Origin of the sequence: Mammaliicoccus sp. J-M40 (assembly GCF_022386395.1) — a bacterium.
Lineage (GTDB): Bacteria > Bacillota > Bacilli > Staphylococcales > Staphylococcaceae > Mammaliicoccus > Mammaliicoccus lentus.
Genome location: NZ_JAJNIQ010000003.1, coordinates 235,785 through 256,899, shown reverse-complemented (window position 1 = coordinate 256,899; position 21,115 = coordinate 235,785). Strand labels below are relative to the sequence as shown.

Annotated in this window: 14 protein-coding genes; 11 read left to right on the top strand and 3 right to left on the bottom strand. The window is 32.9% G+C overall.

The genetic code is table 11. The features are described 5' to 3' along the window. The first annotated feature begins 1 nt into the window (after position 1). From LQ688_RS05730 to LQ688_RS05720, 3 genes are all read left to right on the top strand, one after another. Positions 2-298, top strand: a complete 297-nt coding sequence (locus tag LQ688_RS05730) for a DUF3219 family protein (RefSeq protein WP_017001224.1) — start codon at positions 2-4, stop codon at positions 296-298. A gap of 4 nt (positions 299-302) precedes the next feature. After that, positions 303-1,298: an LLM class flavin-dependent oxidoreductase gene (locus LQ688_RS05725; protein WP_026023756.1), complete on the top strand. Its 996-nt coding sequence runs from the start codon at positions 303-305 to the stop codon at positions 1,296-1,298. 231 nt (positions 1,299-1,529) lie between these two features. Further along, positions 1,530-2,051 (top strand): VOC family protein, encoded by a 522-nt coding sequence (locus LQ688_RS05720; RefSeq protein ID WP_064204420.1) that lies wholly within the window; start codon positions 1,530-1,532, stop codon positions 2,049-2,051. A gap of 191 nt (positions 2,052-2,242) precedes the next feature. On the opposite strand, the gene LQ688_RS05715 is transcribed toward LQ688_RS05720, so the two are convergent. Beyond that, positions 2,243-4,063, bottom strand: coding sequence for an acyltransferase family protein (locus LQ688_RS05715; RefSeq protein WP_239724329.1), 1,821 nt, complete (start codon positions 4,061-4,063; stop codon positions 2,243-2,245). A gap of 154 nt (positions 4,064-4,217) precedes the next feature. Next, on the bottom strand, positions 4,218-4,520 hold the full coding sequence (locus LQ688_RS05710; protein WP_017000990.1) for a hypothetical protein: 303 nt from the start codon (positions 4,518-4,520) through the stop codon (positions 4,218-4,220). Positions 4,521-4,955: 435 nt separating this feature from the next. Here LQ688_RS05710 and mqo point away from each other — a divergent pair, with 435 nt between their 5' ends. The 6 genes from mqo to LQ688_RS05680 all read left to right on the top strand — a co-directional run bounded on the left by mqo (position 4,956) and on the right by LQ688_RS05680 (position 14,924). Next, the gene (gene mqo, locus LQ688_RS05705) at positions 4,956-6,440 is read left to right on the top strand and encodes a malate dehydrogenase (quinone) (protein WP_017000991.1); all 1,485 of its coding nucleotides are present in this window, start codon (positions 4,956-4,958) and stop codon (positions 6,438-6,440) included. A 579-nt stretch (positions 6,441-7,019) separates the two neighbouring features. Continuing rightward, complete coding sequence (gene fadX, locus LQ688_RS05700; RefSeq protein WP_070045042.1) at positions 7,020-8,597, top strand: fatty acid degradation protein FadX; 1,578 nt, start codon at positions 7,020-7,022, stop codon at positions 8,595-8,597. 14 nt (positions 8,598-8,611) lie between these two features. Beyond that, a complete protein-coding gene (gene fadD / locus LQ688_RS05695; protein WP_064211673.1) occupies positions 8,612-10,135 on the top strand; it encodes a long-chain-fatty-acid--CoA ligase FadD in 1,524 nt (507 codons plus the stop codon). Between the two features lie 60 nt (positions 10,136-10,195). Continuing rightward, positions 10,196-11,401, top strand: a complete 1,206-nt coding sequence (gene fadE / locus LQ688_RS05690; protein ID WP_017000995.1) for an acyl-CoA dehydrogenase FadE — start codon at positions 10,196-10,198, stop codon at positions 11,399-11,401. A 45-nt stretch (positions 11,402-11,446) separates the two neighbouring features. After that, positions 11,447-13,705: a 3-hydroxyacyl-CoA dehydrogenase/crotonase FadB gene (gene fadB, locus LQ688_RS05685; protein WP_239724328.1), complete on the top strand. Its 2,259-nt coding sequence runs from the start codon at positions 11,447-11,449 to the stop codon at positions 13,703-13,705. Positions 13,706-13,736: 31 nt separating this feature from the next. After that, positions 13,737-14,924: a thiolase family protein gene (locus LQ688_RS05680; RefSeq protein WP_064204427.1), complete on the top strand. Its 1,188-nt coding sequence runs from the start codon at positions 13,737-13,739 to the stop codon at positions 14,922-14,924. Positions 14,925-15,022: 98 nt separating this feature from the next. On the opposite strand, the gene mbcS is transcribed toward LQ688_RS05680, so the two are convergent. Then, positions 15,023-16,603 (bottom strand): acyl-CoA synthetase MbcS, encoded by a 1,581-nt coding sequence (gene mbcS / locus LQ688_RS05675; protein ID WP_070045046.1) that lies wholly within the window; start codon positions 16,601-16,603, stop codon positions 15,023-15,025. Between the two features lie 408 nt (positions 16,604-17,011). Here mbcS and LQ688_RS05670 point away from each other — a divergent pair, with 408 nt between their 5' ends. Next, positions 17,012-18,532, top strand: a complete 1,521-nt coding sequence (locus LQ688_RS05670) for an NADH dehydrogenase subunit 5 (protein WP_147640708.1) — start codon at positions 17,012-17,014, stop codon at positions 18,530-18,532. Continuing rightward, positions 18,525-21,101 carry a DUF2309 domain-containing protein gene (locus LQ688_RS05665; protein ID WP_147640709.1) on the top strand — a complete coding sequence of 859 codons (2,577 nt, stop codon included), beginning with the start codon at positions 18,525-18,527 and terminating at the stop codon, positions 21,099-21,101. The genes LQ688_RS05670 and LQ688_RS05665 overlap by 8 nt, the downstream gene beginning before the upstream one ends. The last annotated feature ends 14 nt before the right edge of the window (positions 21,102-21,115 follow it).

Here is a 21,115-nt window from a genome sequence, read left to right as displayed (position 1 = left end):
TGTGGTTAAAGAAATATATATAGATGATACTTTGATTCCAGTAACGCATTTTGACGATTCGAAAGATAACGGTGCTTATACGGTTTCAATTGAATTTGACGTAACGAGTGAGGAATATCATGATATAGCCGTTTTATTATATAAAGAAGTGTTCGATATTCGTATTCCTGAAAAGGATATTTCGTTTAGAGGTAAGATTTATAACTATTCAACTTCACTTACAAACTTGTATAAAGAAGGAGAAGTTGCGCAATATAGATTAGTGTTAACTGAAGTACCAGAAGAAGTAAAGGACTGAGTTTATGAGGTTAAGCATATTGGATCAATCGCCAGTTTCATCAAATCAAACGTCACGTGAAGCTTTAAATCATTCTTTGAAGTTAGCTCAGATAGGTGAGTCACTTGGTTATACGAGATATTGGTTAACGGAACATCACGATTTACAACATCTTGCAAGTTCAACTCCAGAAGTGTTGTTAGGTTATATTGGTGGACATACTGAAACGATTCGAATTGGAGCGGGTGCTATTTTACTGCCACACTACAGACCTTATAAAGTGGCAGAAATATTCAATACTTTAGCTACTTTATTTCCTAATCGCATAGATTTAGGTATCGGTAGAGCACCAGGTGGTTCAGCAGAAGCGACTAATGCTTTGTCTACAAATTATTTGCAGAAAGTCTTTGCTTTACCTGAATTGTTAGAAGAACTGTTGAATTTTTTAGATGGTAGTTTTCCAGATGGACATGAGTTTAAATCTTTATCAGCGTTACCTAAGCCAGAAAAGTCTGCAACACCATGGTTGTTAGGCACAAGTGAAAAGAGTGCGAAGCTTGCTGCTAAAAATGGATTGCCATATACTTTTGGTTATTTTATGAGTGACAATAAAGGTACTGAAATTATTCAAACGTATAAGGACAATTTCGTGAAAAGATATGAGAACCAAGAACCAGAAGTCATTCTTACAGTATCTGTTGTTTGTGCTGAAACGAATAAACAGGCGGAGGAAATGGCATTAAGCAGTTTAATTTGGTCTATTCAAAAAGAAAAGTTAGAAGATGAAAATGGCGTGCCTTCAATTGAAGCGGCTAAGCAATATGAACTCACTGATAAAGAGAAAGAAAAAATCGAAAATATGAAACGACAAATGATTATCGGTGACCAAAAAACAGTGAAGACTCAATTAAAAGCACTTGAAAAAGAATATGAGTGTGATGAAATTATGATAAACACGGTAACGTATTCTCCAGATGATAAATTTAATTCTTATTGTTTAATAGCAGAGGTATTATTATAAAGGTATTCATTATTTTGCTATATGAATATCAAAATAGGATGGTGATGAGCATGTTACTTTTAATAGGTAAAATAATCATCTCAGTAGGGCTTGTTGTTGGTTCAATCATAGAAGAAACAATACGGTCTAAAAAGAAAAAAGAACGCAATAAAGATTTATAATACTTTATTTTAATTAAATAATATTTATTGTTATGATAAATAGGAATGAATTCATAAGGAGTGATACATGTTGGATATATCGAGAGGTATAAATCATATAGGTTTAACGGTCCCGAATATTGAAGATGCTACAAAATTCTTTAAAGAAGGACTAGATGGTAAAATTGCTTATGATAGTCAGAAGAAAGATGAAAGCCCCCGTGATGGAGAACATGTGGAACATATTCTTGGGTTAGAAGAAGGGGCAAAAATTATAAAAAAAAGAATGATGGTATTTGGCAATGGTCCGAATATAGAAATGTTTGAATTTCAAGATGCTAAACAAGCAAAACCAGATTCGTTGCAAGATATTGGTTTTACGCATATTTCATTTTATGTAGATGATTTTGAAAAAGCTTTTGAACAAATTCAAAAAGCAGGTGGAGAACCCATTTCACAACCACATGACAATACAAAATACGAAGACACTGCAGGTAATAAAACGGTTTATGTTAAAGCGCCATGGGGCAGTTTGATAGAGTTACAAACAGTACCAGAAGGGTTTTATTATCCTTCTGACAGTGAAGCGGAAGTATTTATACCAAAGAAATAATTAAAAAATGGGAGTGGGACAGAAATCTCATTTTATTAAAAAGATTTCGTAGTCCCACCCCCGGTAAGGATGACTAGGTATGAAAAAAAGCTTGTTATAAGCGCATTTTCATACCAGTCAGCTACTGCCAATACAAATAGAGAGTCTGGGACAATTATTTATGTCCCAGACTCATTTTTTTATAATTATATCTATTTATCATTGAGGTGATTATCTATTTCTTCTACGAGAGCCCTCACGCCTTTATATTCAAGATGAACACCATCGTATGCAAAGTAGTCAGAATGTCCTTTAGCTTTGCTGTGCCAATCTATTAGATGAACATTATTTTTTTGACTTGCAAGCTTGTATAATTTTTTGTTTACATCGTCTTCCCAATCTCTTGGTACATGTGTGTTTACTAAATAGACTTGTGATTTTCCGAATTTATTAACCAATTCTTTTAATTTTTCATATGTAAAATCTCCATTTGTACCAAGTTCAATTACGACTTTATGTTTTGATGTCGTGTATTTACTGTATTTGTCTTTAACCAATGGGATGGCGTCATTTAAATTTCTACCAACTTTGCCATCTATTATGGAAGAAGGATAATTTTGATGAAGTTGTTTACCGATATCGACCATTACAGAGTCTCCTATAAATAATGGTGCTGGCTCGTCTTTATTAGATTCCGTATTTTTGTGATCAGTTAGTTCTTTGTTTACTGAAATTGGTGGAACAGGCTTGATGATACTTTTATCATTGGTTTCTTTACCTGAAGTTTGAAAAGAAGTTAAATTTTCTTTCGTTTTATTTTGATGTAAGTAATCAAAATGTCCAAATAATGTTAAAGATGTTACGCCGATTAATAAAATGATTATAGTACTACGCATAAATATAAACTTGAGGTGCCCTTTTGGTATTACTAAATATTTAAATCCATATTTTCTAAATGGAATCTCCACGTAACGATATGAAAATTCAGCAAATAAAATCGTTAAACAAATTTCTATTATTATGATGTATATAGGAATTTGCCCTTGCACAAAGTGACGATTTATAAAAACTATAACTGGATAATGCCATAAGTATAAGCTATAAGATCTTTGTCCAATCCATAAGAATAATGGATTACCTAGTGCTTTAGATAACAACGTACTTGGATGAACACTGCTTGCTATAGCTGGTAAAGTTAATAAAGATATTATATAAATCCCGCCAAAATAAAACCAATTATCACTTGAAGATACTGTGAACATGAAGAAAAGTAAAATAAATAAAGATACTAAACCAATGAATTCTATACTTAACTTTAATGGAATAGCGACATGACGCTTTAATCTAAATGGTGGCCAAATATAAGCTAACAACACTCCAAGTAATAATGTTTGTAATCTAGTATCAGTACCGAAGTATACACGAGAGTTATCTGCATTAGGCTGTGCTAAAAATATCATGATTAATACTGATATAATAGAAACAATAAAAGTCCATAAGACTGCCTTCTTATTAAACACGCCATTTTTAAAAAACAACGAAAGGAAAATTGGCCATATGATATAAAATTGTTCTTCTATAGCTAAACTCCATAAATGTTTTAAAGGCATTAATTTGAAACTATCAAAGTAACTTACATGATGAAAAATATACCACCAATTCGAAACATAAAATATTGCTGCTATAGCATCGTGTCTCACATCTTTTATAATAGATGGTTCAAATAATAATGTATAAATGCAGACACTAGCAATGAGAAACAATACTGCAGGTAATAATCTTTTAATTCTCTTTACCCAAAAATGTAATAAATTAATATGCCCATTTTGCTGAAATTCATTTAACAATAAACTTGTAATTAAATAACCAGAAATGACGAAGAAAGTATCAACGCCGATAAAACCACCAGACAACCATTTAGGGTTTAAATGATAAATAATTATAGCGATAACAGCAATGGCTCGTAACCCGTCTAAACCAGGCAAATACCTAGTGTTTAATGACATAGCTGTCTTTGGATTCTTAGAAATCATTTCCGAATCTCCTTAATATATAAAATAACCTTAATAGACAAAATTATATCATTTTTTACCATATTTATACATTAAAAGGAAATAAAAGGCTGCGTATTTATAATAAAAAAACCACCTAGCAATTGCTAGGCGGTTTGAACTTAATTAGAATAATTTAGTCCATACGTTTAAGAAGTTCAGATTTAATAATGTTTAATGCTTCCTTATAATTTTCCGCGTTGTGTTCTTGAGCATTTAAAATAAGCAAATCAATAAGTGCTGTATTACTTTTATTACTTACTTCATCTTCAAATTGAAAAATGTTTTCTTCTGATTCCTCATGACCAGGGTTAGATTTAATAATTTGGTAGTAATTATCAGCACCTAAGCCACCTTCTTCAATCATGACTGAAATTCCGGATGATCTTTGTTCATTTTGGCGATTCACTTTAATTAAATTTTTACCTTTAATAACCATAATAAAACCTCCTTGAAATGATCGAAATCCGTACAAAATTCATATCGTTAAAACAAGAGGAAGAAAAATAATCATAATGTGCTTTAGAAATAATCACCTGCTCAATACTATTAGTAATTCTAGTGTATTATTACACAGAAGAAAACACAATACCTTTGCTCAAAATAATAAAAAACGTTATTTTTTCGATATACAGGGAACATATAATGTATAGATTTCTTCAAAACCATAATATCCCAAAAATGTTAGGGGAATATTACTATCATTAAAAATGTTATAATTTACTTTTCCTTACTATTGTTTTAATATTAGCTTATAAAGCGCTTTATTTATACATTTCTTATGTAAATCAATAATTTATTTAAGCTTTTTATCGTTATATTCAAATAAAAATTTTAGAATATAATTGATTATAATTTAGAAAGGTGATTATGAATGGATAATACACAACCAAAAGACGTCATATTAATTGGCGCTGGTATTCTAAGTACAACTTTTGCTTCTTTCTTAAAAGACATAGAACCGGATTGGAACCTTAAAATCTTTGAACGTTTAGACCAACCGGCTATTGAAAGTTCAAATGAAAAGAATAATGCTGGTACAGGTCACGCAGCGTTATGTGAATTGAACTATACAGTAGAACAAGAAGATGGCTCTATCGATGTAGAGAAAGCTAAAGAAATTAACGAACAATTCGAGATTTCTAAACAATTTTGGTCTCATTTAGTTAAAAGCAAAGCGATAGAGAATCCTAAAGAATTCATCCGTCCATTACCTCATATCAGTTTTGTTATGGGTATGCGCAATGTTGATTTCTTAAAACGTCGTTATGAAGCTTTAAAATCATTACCGATGTTTGAAGGGTTAGCTTACTCAGAAGATCATGAAAAATTAGCTGAATGGATGCCATTAATCATGGAAGGTCGTAATTCTAACGAACCTCTAGCTGCTAGTAAAATTGATGAAGGTACAGACGTAAACTTCGGTGAATTAACACGTAAATTAGTTAAAAACATCGAAAAGCATGACAATGCAGAAGTACAATTCCGTCAAGAAGTTGTGAATTTCAAACAACGTGAAGACAGCAAATGGGAAGTTGAAGTACGTAATTTAGAAACAGGTGAAGTTGTAACACATGTTGCTGATTATATCTTCATCGGTGCAGGTGGTAATGCAATTCCATTACTACAAAAAACTAAAATACCTGAAAGTAAACATCTTGGAGGCTTCCCAATTAGTGGTGCATTCTTAGTTTGTAATAATCCGAAAATTGTTAATGAACATGATGCGAAAGTGTATGGTAAAGAACCACCAGGCACACCACCTATGACAGTTCCACACTTAGATAGACGTTACATTCAAGGTAAAGAAAGTCTTTTATTTGGACCATTCGCAGCAATTGGACCAAAATTCTTGAAAAATGGTTCTAACTTAGATTTATTCAAATCTATTAATCCAAGTAACGTGGTAACGATGTTATCATCTGGTGTTAAAAACATGTCATTAGTTAAATACTCAATTCAGCAAGTACTTATGAACAAAGAAGATCGTATGAAAGAATTACGCCGCTATGTTCCTAATGCTAAAGATGAGGATTGGGATTTACACATTGCTGGTAAACGTGTTCAAGTTATTAAAGATACAGAAGAACATGGTAGAGGCTTTATCCAATTCGGTACTGAAGTTGTAAACTCTAAAGATAACACTGTCATTGCTTTATTAGGTGAATCACCAGGAGCTTCAACATCAGTATCAGTAGCTTTAGAAGTATTTGAAAAGAACTTCCCACAATATATAAAAAAATGGGAACCAAAAATCAAAGAAATTATCCCTTCATACGGTGAATCTTTAATTGAAGATACTGATTTATTGAAGAAAACAAGAAAAGCTACAAGCAAAGATCTTGAATTAGAATCATAAAGCGTAAAAGTAACATAAGAAAATAAAAAACAGCAATTCGTCTTATAAACGAATTGCTGTTTTTTTATTGAAGTTTTAACGTCCCCGCATGTTGCAAGAGAGGTACCACGTGCAACATATCAATTTAACTTTATTTTTTAAAATCTATTAATAGGATAATATACGAAAAAATTACTTCATATATCAAACAAAAATACTGAATATTATTAAATATTTATAAAAATGATGCTTATAATATCAATCGTTCTGATATAAAACTTAATAAGTTCATTTTTTTATAAATCAATTTATTACTATATTCATATATAAAAGTGATTTTTGATAATTTAATTTTTGTATTTTAGTTACGTTTTTCTGTGGAATAAAATTGTTTCTAAAAGCATTATCACTACAGTATGTGATGTGGTACTAAGTTCTAGTTATAAGCAATTATTTAATAATTGAAAAGATATTGTCGTATACCTTTTTACTTTTGTTTTATATTTACAATGTGTTATATTTATAAATGTAAGGGCTTACATTTATTTGAGGGGGTCTTTTATGAAATGTTTGCATCATAGATAGTTGGGGGTTAGTCTAATGAAAATTATTTCGTTCAATGATTTAAAAGATATTGTAAAGTCCGGTGATGTAATATCTATTGCTGCATTATCAGTTGCTAATTTACCGGTTAATGTTTTAAAACATATTGCTTTGGCTCATGAGAAAACTGGGCAAATTGATGATTTAACGATTATGTTGGCAAATGATATTAGTGATTACCGTGGGGATGGTTATGATTTAGATTCATTTGTTAGTCGTGGGATGGTTAAACGACTGATTGCAAGTATTATTATTGGTTCACCTAAAACGATTGAAGCGATAAAAAACAATGAAATTGAAGCTTACATGTTGCCTCAAGGTTTAATGGCGACGCATTATAGACGAGATTCAAAATTGTTTCCTGGCACGATTTCTAAAATAGGACTTAATACGAACATAGATCCAAGATATTCAGGTGGAAAAGTGAATGAAGTGACTAAAAAAGATATCGTTAGTTTACTAGAAGTGAATCATGAAGAATACTTACATTATGATTTTCCTAAAACCGATATTGCACTTCTTCGTGGTACATATGCAGATAGTGAAGGTAATATTTTTATGAATCATGAAGCACACTTAGGTGAAGGTTATGGCGTTGCAGCAGCAGCTCATAGTAACGGTGGGAAAGTCATCGTACAAGTTAAAGAAATTGTGGAAAGTGGTAGTTTCAAGCCGACAGAAGTATTTATACCAGGTGAACTTGTAGACTATGTAGTTGTGAACGATAATCCGAAATATCATCGACAACTTCCACAAGCATATTATGACCCTGCTTTATCAGGTGAATACAGAATTAATAAAATGCTTGAACCATTTATTGAGTTTAATACACGTAAAGTTATTCTCCGTCGAGCTGCACAATTTCTACAAAGAGATGATGTAGTCAGTATTGGTTTTGGAATCAACAATGAACTATCAAATATGCTAGTAGAAGAAGAAGCACATGACTTAGTGCAGTTAAACGTTGATACTGGTAACTTTGGTGGAATGGTAGGAAGTAGGGAATACTTCGGTATGAACTATAACTTAGATGCAAGAATGAGACATGAAATGACTTGGGACTTTATATATAGTGGTGGACTGGATGTAGCATATTTAAGCTTTGCTGAAATCGACCAACATGGAAATGTTAATGTCTCGATGTATGGCGATAGAATGAATGGCTGTGGGGGATTCGTTGATATTAGCCAAACAGTTAAGAGAATTGTATTTTCAGGGACGATGGTAGTAGGAAGTCAGTCTGCTTGTAGCAATAATGAGTTGGTCATTGAACAAGAAGGTCATACAAAGAAATTTGTAGAACAAGTTAAAAATTTAGACTTCAATGCTGCATATTCTAGAAAATTAGGACAAGAAGTTTATTATGTTACTGAACGTGCTGTATTCCAATTAACTGATGATGGTCTGAAATTGATTGAAATTGCGCCAGGTTTAGATTTAGAAAAAGATGTACTCGCTAACTTGGCATTTCAACCGATTATCGCTGATGATCTTAAAATGATAAATCGAGACATTTATCAAGAAAATTGGGGAGGCTTGCAAAGAAGTATTCAAGATAATAGTTCAAACTATTAAGGGGGGCGTTTAATATGAATTACGATTGGATAAAAACGAGAGCGCAATTTGATGAAGAGAAACCAGCAGTCATCGATCCGTTAAAAGGCACGGAATGGACTTACCAAGAATTGAATATAAGGGCAGAAAACTTAGCGAATCACCTACAAGAACAAGGGGTTAAACGTGGTGATGTCGTTGGTATTTTTGCGCCAAACGATGTGTCAATTTTAGATTTATTGTTTGCTTCATTTAAAATAGGTGCAGTATACTTTCCGATGAATTGGCGTCTAAAACCAAATGAAATCGAAAGTGTGATAGAAGATTCAAATATTAAAATGATATTTTATTCCACTAGGCATCTGAGTAGTTTACAAGGTATAGCAGATGAGTATTTACATTTAGATATAGATTCTAAAGAATATGATGAAATAGTGGATCCGAAAAATCATCGACCATTTGAATCAGTAGATGTGGGGCAAGATGATTTAGCATCATTAATGTATACGAGTGGAACAACAGGATTACCTAAAGGTGTTATGTTTACGTATGAATCATTCACAACAAATGCTGTAAATACGATTTTAACTTATAAAGTAAACGCTGATTTCTCTACTATCGTATCATTACCAATGTTCCATGTATTTGGTTTTAATGATTTAACAATTCCATTATTGATGGCAGGTGGCACAATTGTACTGCATCGCTACTTTGAAGGTGAACAGTTAAATGATTTAATGAAGAAGTATCAACCTAATTATTTAACACTTATTCCGACGATGTATTATGCGATGTTAGTAGCACCAAACTTTGATATGAAAAGCTTTGAAAATATAGACTTTCTTGTTCAAGGTGGGTCTGCTCCGCTTCCAGGCGTGCAGAAAAAATTCCAAAGCATGGGTTTAAATTTAATTAATGGTTATGGATTAACAGAAGCACCATTGGCATTAGTTAATACACCTACAAATGCAGTGAATAAACCGATGAGTATTGGCAAACCTGTCATGTACGTTAAAGTACGCATATACAATGATGATTATGAAGAAGTTGGAGTAGGAGAAATCGGAGAGCTTGCAATTAAGGGTAAACAAGTAACGCCAGGTTATTGGAATAAACCTGAAGCGACCGAGAAAAACTTTAAAGATGGTTATTTCTTAACAGGAGATTTGGCGAGAGTTGATGAAGATGGAGATATTTATATTGTAGACCGCAAAAAAGAAATGATTATTACAGGCGGCGAAAACGTGCTACCTTCTGAAGTTGAAAATGTTCTTGCATCTCACCCTCTAGTAGCTCAAGGTGTAGTTGTAGGGTTTGAGAGTGAGAAATTTGGCGAATCCGTATCTGCAGCTGTGTTACTATCAGAAGATGATCCTGATTATGAAGAAAAATTAGATAAACATATGAAGGAGCATTTAGCAGGCTATAAAGTTCCGAAAATGTATTTGAAAGTTACGAAAATGCCATTAACATCTACTTCAAAACCCGATAAATTAGAAATTCAAAAAATGATGAATAAGAAAGCGAAACAAAATAATAAAGAAAATGACTTAGAATAAAGCATTATATTTTTTTAAATCTTATTGTAAGCGTTATCATTTTAAATGGAGGTTACTATTATGACAAACAGAGAAGAAACATTAAAAGAATTATTTCCAGAAGATATACTCAATATTTCTAAAGACTTAACAGACGGTGAATTGAAATTTCTTAAACAATTAAATGATTTGTTAGAAGAAAAATATAGATCAACTATTAATGAACATTGGATAAATGCGACAGTTCCAGAAGATTTCTTTGATGATATGGGTAAGTTAGATTATTTTAATAATCCATTATTATTTGAAGGCCGTGAAGGTGCTAAAACACCGAGTCAATTATTCCAATTTTTCATGTCATATGTTGTAGCACGATTTGATGTTTCACTAGTTACGCTATTAGGTGTACATCAAGGTTTAGGACACAATTCATTCTTGTTTGGCGGAAGCAAAGAACAAATCGCTTATTATATTCCTAAATTACAATCTCACGAATTGAGAACATGTTTCGCTTTAACTGAGCCTGAACATGGATCAGACGTTGCTGGTGGGTTAGAAACAACAGCAAAGAGAGAAGGAGATAAATGGATTATCAATGGTGAGAAGAAATGGATAGGCGGTGCAAACTTATCTGATGTTATACCAGTTTATGCAGTAGATGTTGAAACAGGTAAGCCTAAAGGTTTCATTATTAAGCCTGAACAAGAAGGTGTAGATATTGAAATTATTGAAAATAAAATAGCGTTAAGAATTATACCAAATACAATAATTCGTTTAAAAAATGTAGAAGTTAAAGAAGAAGATAGATTACAAAATATTAATGGCTTCAAAGATATTGCAAAAGTACTTTATTCAACACGTGCTGGTGTAGCGTACATGGCTACTGGAGCATTAGCAGGTGCATTACGCGCTACATTGGATTATGTGACTGAGCGTAAGCAATTTGGTAAAGAAATTAGTAAATACCAATTAATACAAGAGAAGTTAGCTATGATGCAAGGTAACTTAGCTCAAGCAATGGCAACTTGTGCACAACTTGCACGAATGCAAGCCCATGGTGAGTATGATGAAGTTGCAACTTCAACAGCAAAAATGATGAATTCATTGAGACTTAGAGAATCAGTTGCAATGGGTAGAGGTATTACAGGTGGTAACGGTATTCTCGCTGAATATGATATTGCAAGATTCTTCTCGGATGCTGAAGCAGTATACACATATGAAGGTACACATGAAATAAACGCTTTAGTTATAGGGCGCGCATTAACAGGTGATTCAGCCTTTCTTTAATTCAATAACAAGTAAAGAAATACAGAATATATTGGAGGACTTTTTATGACTATAAAAAAAGCAACCGTTCTAGGTGCAGGCACAATGGGAAGTCAAATAGCTGCTCTATTAGTAAACGCAGGATTGAAAGTAAAACTATTAGATATAGTAATTGATGAGCAAGATCCTAATAAAATTTCTAAAAAAGCATATGAAACGATAACAGACAAAAAAAGACCGTTGTTGTTTAATTTAGAATTTGCTTCTAACTTATCTTACGGTAATTTTCAAGATGATTTAAATGGTGAAGATGATGCTGATATCTATATTGAAGCGGTGAAAGAAGAACTAGAGATTAAGCATCAAGTATGGAAACAAGTAACATCAGTAGCTAAAGATGATGCAATATTTGCGACAAATACTTCTGGTATTCCTATTGAAGCAATATCAAAAGTGTTTGAACCAAAAGATAAAGAACGATTCTTAGGTATGCACTTCTTCAATCCGCCTCGTATTATGAAGTTAGTAGAGGTTATACCGAATAAAGATACTTCAAAAGATGTTATAGACAGAACACAAACATTTGCTGAAGAAATATTAGGTAAAGGTGTTGTTGTCGCTAACGATGTTCCGGGATTTGTAGCAAACAGAGTCGGAACACAAACGATGAATGACATTATGTATCGAGGGGAAGAACAAGGATTTTCAATTGTTGAAGTCGATGCTTTAACAGGACGTGCTATCGGTAGACCGAGTACAGGAACTTACGGATTATCAGATTTAGTCGGATTAGATATTGCGGTCACTGTTATTAAAGGGCTACAACAAATTCCAGAAGAAGAGCCTTATTTCAAAGATACAAAAATTGCAGAAACGCTCGTTAAAAACGGTTCGTTAGGTCGTAAAACAAAACAAGGCTTTTATAAAAAAGATAAAAAGACACGTTTAGTTTATGATATAGATTCGGATGAATACGTACAGCCTGAACCACCACAATTAGAAATTTTATCTAAATTCAGTAAAGATTTAAAATCAAATTTAGATGTGATATTTAATGCAGAAGATAAAGCAGGATTATATTTATGGGAAACATTAAGAAATAATTTCTATTATTCAGCAATTAATGTACCAAAAGCTGCTTCTGACTTTAAAGATATTGATCGAGCTTTAGTTTGGGGATTTAACTGGAAAGCAGGTCCATTTAAACTTTGGGATTTAATGGGCTTCGAAAGAGTTAAAAAACGTATGAAAGATGAGCTTGGTGAGTTACCAGAGTGGATTGAAAATCAAACTGAAAGTTTCTATAAAGAAGGAGAAACAATAGAACGTGTAACGCCTACATCGGAATTTATTGACCGTGAAATTTGGAATAAAGAAGACTCTAATTTATCTGTGGCAAACAAAGATCAATTGTTATTTAAATTACAAAGTAAAAATAATATCGTATCAGATGGTTTTGCTGAAGATTTAATAGAAGCTATAGATTTATTAGAAGAAGAAGATTATACAAGTATGGTTATATACGCTGATGGTAATAATTTCAGTGTTGGCGCAAATTTATATTTAATGAAGCAAGCGCACGAATCTAAAGATGTGGAAAATTTAGTTGGTCCAGCCATTGATAACTTGCATAAGAGTTTCAACAGAATGAAATATTCACTTAAACCAATCGTAACTGCCGTGCATGGTAGAGCTTTAGGTGGTGGTTGTGAAGTTGTGCTCCACTCGCCATTCGTGGTAGCAGCAAGTGAAACGTATATAGGATTAGTTGAAACAGGTGTAGGCTTATTACCAAGTGGTGGTGGATTAGCTGAGCTTTCTGATAGAGTGCTAAGAACAAATCATAAAGAAAATGATAAGCAAGAGTCTATTTCAAAAGTATTAATGAACGTAGGTTTAGCTAAAGTTTCAACAAATGCATATGAAGCTAAACGCTATGGTTATTTAAGAGATACAGACTCTATCATATTCAATAAAGAAAAACGTGTTGAAGTAGCGTTAAATAAAGCGAGATATGAATCAGAAACAAATTATATTCCAAAACCAAAAGCGCAATACACTGCATTAGGTAGAGACTTTAAAGCGCTAGCTCAAGGTCAATTGGACGCACAACGTTTAGGCCACTTTATTAGTGATTATGATTACGAAATTACAATGAAAGTTGCACATATATTATCTGGCGGAGACTTGCCACGCAACACATTTATAAACCAAAGATACCTTCAAAAATTAGAAAGAGAAGGATTCTTACAACTCTTACAAAAAGAAAAAACATATGACCGTATTTCACATATGTTAGAAAAAGGAAAACCTTTACGCAATTAATGATGAGTTGAAAAAGAGAGGATGGATATCAATGCAAGATGCATATATAGTAGCATACGGACGTTCAGCAGCAGGTAAAGCAAAGCCAGGCGGCGCGTTATTCCATGAAAGACCTGATGAAGTTGGTGCACAAGTCTTAAAAGGTGTATTAGATAAAATAGAAGGATCATTCGACTACAGTATGGTAGACGATGTAATACTCGGCAATGCTTTCCCAGAGGGTTTACAAGGACAAAATATGGCGCGTTCAATCGCGTTGTTAGCTGGTCTTCCTAAAGAAGTGCCAGGACAAACTGTGAATCGTTACTGTTCTTCAGGACTACAAACAATCGCAATAGCAGCTAATGAAATTATGTCAGAACAAGCAGATGTGTTAGTTGCTGGCGGTGTAGAATTAATGAGTGCCGTGCCAATGGGCGGTAATGAACCAACGAACAATCCAGAGTTGCAAGAACAAGATACAGGTGTTTCTTATCCGATGGGATTAACGGCTGAAATGGTAGCAGATGAATTTAATGTTTCTAGAGAAGAACAGGATAAATATGCAGTAGAAAGTCATAAGCGTGCTAATGAAGCACGTGAAGCGGGGAAATTTGATGATGAAATTATACCGCTAGACATTCATAAAGTAAGTTATGACCAAAACGGCCCTGTCGTATCAAAAGAAACATTCAAAGAAGACGAGTTAATCAGACCAGAAACAAATCTTGAATCATTAGCCAAATTAAGAACCGTATTCAAGGCAGATGGAACGGTAACTGCTGGAACATCAGCACCTTTAACAGACGGAGCAGGATTTGTAGTGCTGATGTCTGGTGATAAAGTGAAAGAACTAGGTGTTAAACCAATTGCTAAGTTTGTAGGGTTTAAAGCAGTAGGTGTTGATCCTAAAATAATGGGTATTGGCCCAGCATACGCAATTCCAGAAGTACTTGAACTTACAAATCTTAATGTAGAAGATATTGACTTAGTTGAATTAAACGAAGCTTTTGCTTCACAAACAGTTGCTTCAATTAATAAAGTAGGGCTAGATGTTAACAAGACAAACGTTAACGGTGGTGCAATAGCATTAGGTCACCCACTAGGGGCAACAGGTGCAATGCTAACTGCTAAGCTCTTATCTGAAATGAAGAGAAGACCAGATTCTAAATATGGAATGGTCACAATGTGTATTGGAGTAGGTATGGGTGCAGCAGGTATCTTTGAATATGTAAGATAAATTAAATTTGAGAACTAAATAATATGTTACAAAATAAAGCTCCTAATCCTTTGTGTTTAATTAGTGGATTAGGAGCTTTTTGTTTATATAAGATTTAGTTATTTATTATATTTTTCTTGTTCTGCTTCTCTTAATTCTACGCGTCTTATTTTTCCTGAATTAGTTTTAGGTAATGTATTTACAAATTCAATCGCTCTTGGATATTTATAAGGTGCCACGTCTTGTTTTACGTATGTTTGTAGTTCTTTTACAAGTGCATCATCACCATCAACACCTTCTTGTAAAATAACAAAAGCTTTCACAATGTTACCGCGGATTTCATCTGGACTAGCTACGACTGCACACTCTTGTACTTTAGGGTGTTTCGTTAATGAGTCTTCAACTTCAAATGGCCCGATTGTATATCCTGAGCTAATGATAATGTCATCTTCTCTTCCTTTGAACCAGAAGTATCCATCTTCATCTAATCTTGCGCGGTCGCCTGTTACATAGTAGTTGCCTCTTTTTGAAGCTTCAGTACGTTCTTCATCTTTATAATAACCTTGGAATAAAGAAGGTGAATCTAATGACACAGCGATATCACCTGTTGAACCGTCTGTAATTGGTTCGCCATCTTCATCAATGATTGCGACATTACTGCCAGGAATTGCTTTACCCATTGCACCGATTCTGCTTTCAGTATCTTTTAAGAATGCGATTAGCAATGTATTTTCAGTTTGACCGTAGCCGTCTCTAACTTTAATGTTAAAGTTTTCTTGGAATTTTTCTATTACCTCTTTGTTTAATGGTTCACCTGCTGAAACAGCACTATGTAGATTTTTTAAAGTGTAATCAGCTAAGTTAGGAAGTTTAGCCATTAAACGGTATTCAGTTGGTGTACAGCAAAGCGCGTTAACTTCGTGTTTTTCTAGTAAATCTAAATATTTTTTAGCGTCAAATTTACCGTTGTATACAAGAGCTGTAGCACCTGAACCTAAAATTGATAAAAATGGGCTCCATACCCATTTTTGCCAGCCTGGAGCAGCAGTTGCCCAAACAGTATCGCCTTCACTAATGCTTAACCAATGTTTAGGTGCTGTTTGAATGTGAGCATATCCCCAACCATGTGTATGCACGACTGCTTTAGGAAGCCCAGTTGTACCTGACGTGTATGAAAGTAGCGCAATATCATCGCGTTTTGTTTTGTCTACTTCTAATGTTTCACTCGCGTCAGCTTTTTCTTTGTCTAAAGGAATCCAATTTTCTTCTTCATCACCGACGATGAATTTCGTTAATTGCTCATATTCCTTAATATTATAAAATTCATTTGTAGAATTAGAGATTGAAACGACTGCATCTATTTCACCGTGTGTAATTCTATGTTGTAAATCTTTAGTTCTTAACATTTCTGAACTTGGAATGATGATTAGCCCTGATTTTAATGCGGCAGTATAAATTTCGTAAGTCACAATAGATCTAGGCATCAGTATTAATATTTTGTCACCTTTTTTAAGCCCGTTGTTTTTAAAAACATTCCCGACTTTATTTGCGTTTTTCATTAAATCTGAATATGTAATATGTTGTACATCACCTGATATATCTTCAAAAACAATGGCTTCTTTTGTTTGGTCCACTGCATATTTTTCTATTTCATTAACGATATTATAAGTTTCAGGTGCGATTAAATTTGAATTGTCCATAACTATCTCCTTATATCTTTAGATTATTTATACATTTTAACAATGATTACTATTTAATACGAATAAATAAAACTTATAACATATAATTTAGGACTTTTTATTGACAATTTTACAAAATAAATATATGTTATAAAAGTATGTAAAAAATAGCTTGGGTATAGATTCTTTAGCAATTGGCTAATATATATTGGTTAATTGAAAAAGAAGTTTACTAAAACTATTAATAAAAAATGAACTATTTCTCAGGAAATAATAAATATTATTCTATATTTTAATAATAAAGGAAGCAATACAAACAACGTTAAGTATGTTTGGTTGAAGCCGACAATTATAGCAAATCATTATGAATGATTTGTTTTAAATTGTCGGCTTTTTTATTTTTAAGTCATATATAAAGGAGTAGTCAATATGATGAGTTTATTAGTATTATTTTTCATCACATTAGTTATAGCGATTTTAAGCGGATTGTTATTTCTTATACATAAAGTACCATTACGTTACGCTAAATATCATTTAATCATTTTTTCGGTTCCTACATTTATTGCTTTAATTGGGACGATTTTTATTCGAGAAAATCTAGAAATTGGTCCATGGCATTTAGATGTATTATCTTGGCTACTTGCATTCTTTATATTGATGATTGGATTAATTATCCAAAGGTTTTCATTGAGATATTTATACGGAGATGCGCATTATCGAAACTATTTTACATTGTTTACGATAATGACAACTTTCGCCTCTGTAGCATGGTTGAGTGATGACTTGAGAATTATGACAGGACTGTGGGGCATCACGCTACTTTGTTTAACAATGTTAATAAAATTGAACAAACAATGGAAAGTGACAAAAGAAGCATCTAAAATAACAGGTATTTTGTTCTTAGTGAGTTGGCTTTCTTTATTATGTGCGATATTATTCGTGAATTATTTATCTGGAGAATGGGCAATTTCAGCAATATTTACTGTAGAAAATTTAAAATCATTTGATTCGTGGCAAGGTGTTATCATACAGCTTCTATTAATATTATCAGTGATTATTCCTGCCGCTCAATGGCCTTTCCATAGATGGCTTATAGAATCTGTTGCAGCGCCAACACCTGTTTCAGCAATTATGCATGCCGGAATTGTAAATGTGGGTGGCGTTATTTTAACAAGATTTTCACCGATTTTTATGAACGAGTGGACGTTATCAATTTTACTTATTATTGCAAGTGTTTCTGTATTAATAGGTTCAGGCATCAGCTTAGTCCATGTAGATTATAAAAGGCAGTTAGTTGGATCTACGATGGGGCAAATGGGCTTTATGCTTATTCAATGTGCTTTAGGAGCTTATTCAGCTGCAATTATTCATCTCATATTACATGGATTGTTTAAAGCAACTTTATTCTTACGTTCAGGATCGGCTGTGAGACACTTTGAAGTGCCTACAAGAATGAATGAAAGCATATCTTATATTTGGGTGTTAGTCGGTCGTTTCTTAGCTGTATTTATAGGTATCACTTTTTGGTTGATTACCCCTTATAGTAGTTATCAATTCATAAGTGCACTTATATTAGCTTGGTCCTTATCTGTATCATGGACACAGCTTGTTGCATTTGGAGAAGGAAAATTAGGACGAATAATAGGTTTAGCAGCATTAGTCTCTATCAGTGTTGTATACTTCGCTATTCATAACTTCTTTCATCATTGGTTACAACAATTTGAATTTCAACTTGCAGAACCACCTTTCTTTGTTGTCACTGTCATGATTGCAATGTTGGTGTTAGGTAGTTTAATGAGCATGTGGATAGGAAGAAATAAATCTTCTCGCATATTCTTAATGACATATTTATGGCTTGTACATTTCGGAGAAGCAAAATATCACTCTGTTGAAAGTCATCCAAGATATTTGAAAGATCATTTTGTAAAAGGTGGTTATAAACATGGTTAATGTAATCTTAAATACGCAAAATATAAAAAATATCATACAATCAGCAAGTCGAGTTATCGTGCCGTTATCGCCGATTTCAATTTTTGCTGCTAGAAACCCGTGGGCTAATATGGAAGAACAAACTTTTGAAGAAGTCGCAAGATGGATAAAAGAAACACAAGAAATTAACATGTATGCCAATAAAAATATTATTAAATCTGCTATTAAAAAAGAAGAAATCAATGAATATTTTATTTCAAATAAATTAGAAGATTGGTTAGAAAAAGCAGACTATAAAATTGATAAAGAAGAATTACTCCAATTTGCACAGAAAGCTTTAAAAGGCATAACTTTAAAAGATGAAGTAGTTAAGCAATACGAAAAAGAATTAAAACAACATTATACTGTAGATGAATTTAATCTATCTAAAAATAAGAAAGTTAAAATGTTGAGTGCTTATCAACAAAGTAAATCAGGTGAACCATACAGTGATATATTGAACTATCATATTATAAAATGGTGCAAATTATATTTAGATAATGCTCAATCTGGTTGGTCGATGCCAACACATAATGAAAGTTTTTATAATGCTTGGAAAAAGATGGTCGTATTGGATCCTGCATTAAATAAAAATATACGTCAACAATTTAAAAATTTACCTGAAGATTCAATTGAAGCAATGGAATGTTGCTTAGATAATTTGAATATTGAACAACAACATATTCAATCTTATTTAGAATCGCATTTAATCTCATTACCAGGATGGGCTGGTATGATGCTTTGGTATGATGAAAAATCTAATCAAACAAAAAATCTGTTACAAGAATATTTAACGATTAGACTAGCTCTAGAATGGTCACTAATCGGAAATCTCGTACCTGAAGATTTATTAGAACAAGAAGTTGATTACACTTCAATAGTTGCATGGTTAGAGTGGGGAGATTTCACTTTAGAAAAATGGCTAGCATTACCAAAAGATAAACAAAAGGAATATATACGATTTTCTCTTGATTTTGATGAGATTACACGTAAGAAAATATTGTTAGAAGCATGGGAAGATACTTATGAATTAAGTTTAAGACAAGAAATTAACTCTCAACATGTTAATAACATGCCAATACAAGAAACGAAAGCGCAATTGGCATTCTGTATAGATACAAGATCAGAACCTTTCAGAAGACAGTTAGAAATGGAAGGACCATTTGAAACGATTGGTATCGCGGGTTTTTTCGGTTTACCAATAGAAAAATGTGAATTAGGGCATCAACATACGCATAATTCATTACCGGTTATGAACCAACCGCTACATAAAATTCAAGAGTTTGAAGCGAACAGTAATGAAAATGATTATGTGGATAAGAAGAAAACAGTATCTTCCTTAATTTATACTTTTAAAAAGATGAAACAAAATGTATTACCTAGTTTATTATTACCGGAACTAACTGGACCATGGCTTAGTATTCAAACTATTACAAGAAGCTTTATGCCGAAAAGTTCAGGTAGTATCATTAATAAATTTAACGATACATTTTTGAAAAAACCTGAAACAACATTAACAATTAACGAGCATGAACATAATCATGGACAACAAGATAGTTTGCCAATTGGTTTTACAGAAAAAGAAAAAATCAATTATACGGCAGAAGCTTTAAAATTAATGAGTTTAACTGAAGGTTTTGCTCCCCTAGTTGTGATATGCGGTCATGGTAGTCACACAGCTAACAACCCTTATTCAGCTTCTCTAGATTGTGGTGCTTGTGGCGGTTCAGCAAGTGGTTTCAATGCTAAAGTACTAGCGACGTTATGTAATTTACCTGAAGTTAGAACAGGACTGCTTAAACATCATATTTTTATACCTGAAGAGACAGTGTTTATCGCAGCAGAACATTGTACAACAATTGATGAGCTTGAATGGATATATGTTCCGGAATTATCGAAAGAAGCTGAAGAATCATATATATTATTAAAAAATACAATTCCAGAAGTGAGTCGCAAAGCTAACGAGTTGAGATTAACACAATTACCAGGCATTCATTACGATAAGAAAAATGCTACTAAAGAAGCTAAGAAAATATCTAGTGACTGGAGTGAAGTGCGACCTGAATGGGGATTAGCACGTAATGCATCGTTTATAATTGGTCAAAGGAAATTAACAGAGAAGCGGCAATTAAATGGAAGGTCATTCTTGCACAATTATGATTGGAGAAAGGATCAAGATGGCGTTTTATTGAATACTATTTTGACAGGGCCTGCGACTGTTTCCCAATGGATAAATTTACAATATTATGCTTCAACGGTTGCTCCACACTTTTATGGAAGTGGCAGTAAAGCGACTCAAACAGTTACTTCAGGCATTGGTGTAATGCAAGGTAATGCTAGTGATTTATTAACAGGGTTACCGTGGCAATCTGTTATGAAATCAGATGAAGATTTTTATCATTCACCGATTCGATTATTAATCGTTATACAAGCGCCTAATCATTACATTGAACGTTTATTAAATGAAAATGAAGTGTTAAACACCAAATTGAAAAATGGTTGGTTATTAATTTCAAGTATTAATGAACATGGAGAATGGATTAAATGGTAAACAGATAGGAAGCA

Excerpts from the sequence above, each read along its gene's own strand:
- LQ688_RS05665 (WP_147640709.1), top strand. The coding sequence starts at position 18,525 with ATGGTTAATGTAATCTTAAATACGCAAAATATAAAAAATATCATACAA.
- LQ688_RS05715 (WP_239724329.1), bottom strand. The coding sequence starts at position 4,063 with ATGATTTCTAAGAATCCAAAGACAGCTATGTCATTAAACACTAGGTAT.
- mbcS (WP_070045046.1), bottom strand. The coding sequence starts at position 16,603 with ATGGACAATTCAAATTTAATCGCACCTGAAACTTATAATATCGTTAAT.
- fadE (WP_017000995.1), top strand. The coding sequence starts at position 10,196 with ATGACAAACAGAGAAGAAACATTAAAAGAATTATTTCCAGAAGATATA.
- LQ688_RS05725 (WP_026023756.1), top strand. The coding sequence starts at position 303 with ATGAGGTTAAGCATATTGGATCAATCGCCAGTTTCATCAAATCAAACG.
- fadX (WP_070045042.1), top strand. The coding sequence starts at position 7,020 with ATGAAAATTATTTCGTTCAATGATTTAAAAGATATTGTAAAGTCCGGT.
- LQ688_RS05710 (WP_017000990.1), bottom strand. The coding sequence starts at position 4,520 with ATGGTTATTAAAGGTAAAAATTTAATTAAAGTGAATCGCCAAAATGAA.
- fadD (WP_064211673.1), top strand. The coding sequence starts at position 8,612 with ATGAATTACGATTGGATAAAAACGAGAGCGCAATTTGATGAAGAGAAA.
- fadB (WP_239724328.1), top strand. The coding sequence starts at position 11,447 with ATGACTATAAAAAAAGCAACCGTTCTAGGTGCAGGCACAATGGGAAGT.
- mqo (WP_017000991.1), top strand. The coding sequence starts at position 4,956 with ATGGATAATACACAACCAAAAGACGTCATATTAATTGGCGCTGGTATT.
- LQ688_RS05680 (WP_064204427.1), top strand. The coding sequence starts at position 13,737 with ATGCAAGATGCATATATAGTAGCATACGGACGTTCAGCAGCAGGTAAA.
- LQ688_RS05670 (WP_147640708.1), top strand. The coding sequence starts at position 17,012 with ATGATGAGTTTATTAGTATTATTTTTCATCACATTAGTTATAGCGATT.